The following is a 4121-nucleotide window of genomic DNA, read 5'->3' as shown; positions in this document are numbered from 1 at the left end:
GGAGCGGCCTTGTGTCGCAATGGGCTGCGCAGCAGCCCCCGAATCCTGGGCCTGGCTCAGGATCTGGGGGCCGCTGCGCAGCCCATCGCGACACAAGGCCGCTCCTACACGGGACGGCGGGAGGCTCTAGCGCAGCACGCCTTCTTCTACCAGCAGCTTGAGGATGGCTTCGGCGCCTTCCTGCGGAGTAACGTCTTTCAACACCTTGCCACCGCCACCACTGGCCTTGGCGGTTGCCGCCTTCATGCGGTCGGCGCCGCTCTTGGCCTTGATCACCTTCAGCCGCTTGGGCCGCGGACGGGCTGGCTGCAGCTCGGCCTCGGCCAGCAGCGAGTCTTCGACGATGGCCACGTTACGCGCCGCCAGGACACCACGGCGCGCCGGCCCGAAGGCACTCTGGCGCGGCTTGGGCGCGGCGTTATCCACAGTCGCCAGCAGCGGCAGGCGCACCTTCAGCCGGCGCCGCTGGCCACGTGGCAGGGCCTGCAATACCTGGGCGGTGCCGTTGTCGATCGATTCCACTTCGGCCAGGCCCACGATCAACGGCCAGCCGAGTTTTTCCGCCAGCAGGAACGGCAGCATGCCCGACCCTTCGCCGGTCTCTGCCTGGCTGCCGGTCAGCACCAGCTGCGCCCCGGCGTCACGCAGGTAGTCGCCCAGCACGCCCAGCACATCGGCACCGGCCGGCTGCTCCAGCACATCCAGGTGGTCCAGGCCCATGCCCAGGTAGGCACGCAGCGCTTCTTCGTGTGGGTTGCCGGCGTGCACCACCTGCAAGTTATCCCCAGCCAGCTGCAAGCCCAGTTCCACCGCGCGGGCATCCTGCTCGGCGCGGCGTGCGCGGCCGGAGCTGGGGTGGGCACCGATGGAAACCAGGCTGATCACTTTCGTACTCATGCTCGTGCCCTTATGCCGCGTCGCGCTGGCCGCCGCTGCGGTAGTTATCCACAGCTTCGATCAGTGCCTTGAGAATTGCCGAGCTGTCGCCAATTACCGACAGGTCGGCCCGTTTGATCATGTCGCAGCCTGGGTCCATGTTGATAGCCACCACCTTGTCGCAGGCACCAATGCCCTGCAGGTGCTGGATCGCACCCGAGATACCCACAGCCACGTAGACCCGTGCGGTAACCCAGGTACCGGTAGCGCCCACCTGGCGGTTGCGCGGCATGAAACCATCATCCACTGCCACCCGCGAGGCGCCTTCGGTGGCGCCCAGCGCTGCAGTAGCCTGGTGGTACAGGTCCCAGTCCTTGACCCCGTTACCACCGGAGACAATGAACTCGGCCTCGGCCATGGCAATGGTGGCCGGGTCGACGGCCACCGAGCCGAGGTCTTCGATACGCGACAGGCTGCGCGGAACACTTGTGGACAACTCTACCGGCAGCGCTTCATGGCGGGTTTCGCTGACCGGCTCGGCGCATTCGGCCGCCGCCAGGATCAGGCGCGGCACGGCGCGTTGCAGGTCTTGCTGGCCGGCACCAGCACGGCCAATGCACTGGCCGTCCTTGACCTGCCACACCCGCGTCGCCGGGCGTTCGCCCAGCGCCGCGCCCAGGCGTCGGCCGAGTTCGCCGCCACCGGTGCGGCTGTCGGGCAGCAGCCAGTGGCGCGGGGTGAACTGGTTATCCACAGCGCGCAGGCCCTGTACCAGCTGCTCCGGTGCATAACCTTCGTAAGCTTCGCCTTCGATGACCAGCAGGCGGTCCACGCCGGCTGTGGAAAAGTTGCTTTCCTTGTGCTCGCCAAACACCACCGCCAATACCGCGCCGTCGCTGCCGGCCAGGCTGTGGGCCAGGCCGAGCAGGTCGCGGTCGTGGCTGCTCAGGCGGCCACCGACCATGTCCGGCACCACGGCGATGTAGAACGCCGGCGCCGTTACCTGGTGCAGCGGCAGCTGCACTTCGACCGCCGCCGTGCGGCGCCCGCCCACACCGGTGCCCTGCTGGGCGCCGCTGCGGTCGATGCGCTTGAGGCCAGCCGGGCCGATGAAGCCCGCGGCTATCGCGTGAGGGTTCTTGCGGATCAGGCCGTTAGGCCCCATCCAGCGGGTTTGCTGGGTCTGCATCGCTGCATGCAGCGGGTGCAGACGGTTACGGGCGATCCACTCGGCGCGCGGGTCGCGGCGGATAATGTCGCTCATCAGTGCACCTCCGCAGGTTCACGTTTGGCCGTTTGCGTCTTGGCGGCAGCAGGCGCGTCCTCTTCGATCAGCACGTCGGCGACCAGCTCGGCCAGGTCCTTGATCTGTGGGCGCGGTTCGACCACGCCTTCGAGCATCGCGGTGCACTGTGGGCAACCTACTGCCACCAGCTCGGCCTCGGTCTGGCGGATATCGTCCATGCGCATGTCGGGAATCCGCTGCTTGCCGGGGATGTCGGTAATCGGCGCACCGCCGCCACCGCCACAGCAGCGCGAGCGGAAGCCGGAGCGTTCCATTTCGCGCACCTCGATGCCCAGCGCCTTGAGCACTGCCCGCGGCGCTTCGTACTCGCCGTTGTAGCGGCCCAGGTAGCACGGGTCGTGGTAGGTGACGCTGCCACCTTTGTGCTGGCCAAGGTTGAGCTTGTTGGCCGCGATCAGTTCGGCGATGTAGGTGCTGTGGTGCTGCACTTGGTAATCACCACCCAGTGCGCCGTACTCGTTCTTCAGCACATGGAAGCTGTGTGGGTCGCAGGTGACGATGCGTTGGAACTTGTACTTGGCCAGGGTCTGGATATTGCGCTTGGCCAGTTGCTGGAAGGTCGCTTCGTCGCCCAGGCGGCGCGCCACGTCGCCGCTGTCGCGCTCTTCCAGGCCGAGCACGGCAAAGTCCACGCCAGAGGCCTTGAGCACCTTGACGAACGAACGCAGGGTGCGCTGGTTGCGCATGTCGAAGGCGCCATCACCGACCCAGAACAGCACTTCGGTGGTTTTCACCTCCGACAGCAGTTGCAGGTTGAGGTCGGCGGCCCAGTTCATGCGCCCACCGGGGGCGAAACCGCCCGGGTTGTCGGTGGCGATCAGGTTGTCCAGCACCTCGGCGCCCTTGTTCGGCGTGGCGCCCTTTTCCAGGGTGAGGTGGCGGCGCATGTCGACGATGGCATCGACGTGCTCGATCATCATCGGGCATTCCTCGACGCAGGCGCGGCAGGTGGTGCACGACCACAGCGTTTCGGCGTCGACCAGGCCATTGACGATCGGCTGGTGCGGGTGGCCGCCATGCTCGCCGATCGGCTTGCCAGGGTACGGGCTGCCGGCGAACTGGGCGTCGGTACCACCGGCCAGGCCGATGACCATGTCCTGAATGAGCTTTTTCGGGTTCAGCGGCTGGCCGGCGGCAAACGCCGGGCACATGGCTTCACATTTGCCGCACTGCACGCAGGCATCGAAGCCCAGCAGTTGGTTCCAGGTGAAGTCCACCGGTTTTTCCACGCCCAACGGCGCGTTCGGGTCTTCCAGGTCCAGCGGCTTGAGGCCGGTGGAGCGGCCGCCGCCGAAACGCTCGGCACGGCGGTGCCAGGCCAGGTGCAGGGCACCGGCGAAGGCGTGCTTCATCGGCCCGCCCCAGGTCATGCCGAAGAACAGCTCGGACACGCCCCACAACACGCCCAGGCCGAGAATCGCGACCATCACCCAGCCGCCGGTATTGGCAGGCAGGATGCCGGCGACCGGCAGGGTGGCGATGAAGAAGCTCACGGCGAACGCCAGCAGGCTCTTCGGCAGGCGCATCCACGGCCCCTTGGACAGCCGCGATGGCGGGTTGAGGCGGCGCTTGAAGACAAAGATGGCGCCGGTGAACATGATCACCGTGGCCACCAGCAGCGCGTAGCCGAGGATCTTGCTCTGCAGGCCGAAGCCGTGCACCAGGATCGCCAATGCGGCAGACAGCACGAAGCCGCCTGCGGTGGCCACGTGGGTCTTGGACATGTACTTGTCGCGCTCGACCACGTGGTGCAGGTCCACCAGGTAACGGCGCGGCATGGCCAGCAGACCGCCGACCAGGTTGACCTTGGATGGCCGGCCGCGCCGCCACATGCGCACCCGGCGCAGGGCACCGAGCACTGCCAGGCCAAGGGCAGCGAACAGCAGGATGGGTAGAAGGGTGTTCAACATGGGAGGCTCCCACAACAGCTGGATTCTTG

The 4121-nt window shown here is 67.0% G+C and carries 3 protein-coding genes; all 3 read right to left on the bottom strand.

Annotated features, from left to right (window positions below; genetic code table 11):
- Positions 1-126: 126 nt before the first annotated feature.
- From etfB to dgcB, 3 genes are read right to left on the bottom strand one after another with little or no spacing between them, the layout of a single operon-like run.
- Positions 127-897 (bottom strand): electron transfer flavoprotein subunit beta, encoded by a 771-nt coding sequence (gene etfB / locus QSV36_RS11605; protein ID WP_289131700.1) that lies wholly within the window; start codon positions 895-897, stop codon positions 127-129.
- 10 nt (positions 898-907) lie between these two features.
- Entirely contained in the window at positions 908-2140 is a 1233-nt protein-coding gene (gene etfA / locus QSV36_RS11600) for an electron transfer flavoprotein subunit alpha (protein ID WP_289131699.1), read from the bottom strand.
- A complete protein-coding gene (gene dgcB / locus QSV36_RS11595) occupies positions 2140-4092 on the bottom strand; it encodes a dimethylglycine demethylation protein DgcB (protein WP_289131697.1) in 1953 nt (650 codons plus the stop codon). Before dgcB ends, etfA begins: the two co-directional genes overlap by 1 nt.
- Between the last annotated feature and the right edge of the window lie 29 nt (positions 4093-4121).

Origin of the sequence: Pseudomonas sp. BCRC 81390, from assembly GCF_030341915.1 — a bacterium.
Lineage (GTDB): Bacteria > Pseudomonadota > Gammaproteobacteria > Pseudomonadales > Pseudomonadaceae > Aquipseudomonas.
This window is presented reverse-complemented; position numbering and strand designations above follow the sequence as displayed.

Excerpts from the sequence above, each read along its gene's own strand:
- etfB (WP_289131700.1), bottom strand. The coding sequence starts at position 897 with ATGAGTACGAAAGTGATCAGCCTGGTTTCCATCGGTGCCCACCCCAGC.
- etfA (WP_289131699.1), bottom strand. The coding sequence starts at position 2,140 with ATGAGCGACATTATCCGCCGCGACCCGCGCGCCGAGTGGATCGCCCGT.
- dgcB (WP_289131697.1), bottom strand. The coding sequence starts at position 4,092 with ATGTTGAACACCCTTCTACCCATCCTGCTGTTCGCTGCCCTTGGCCTG.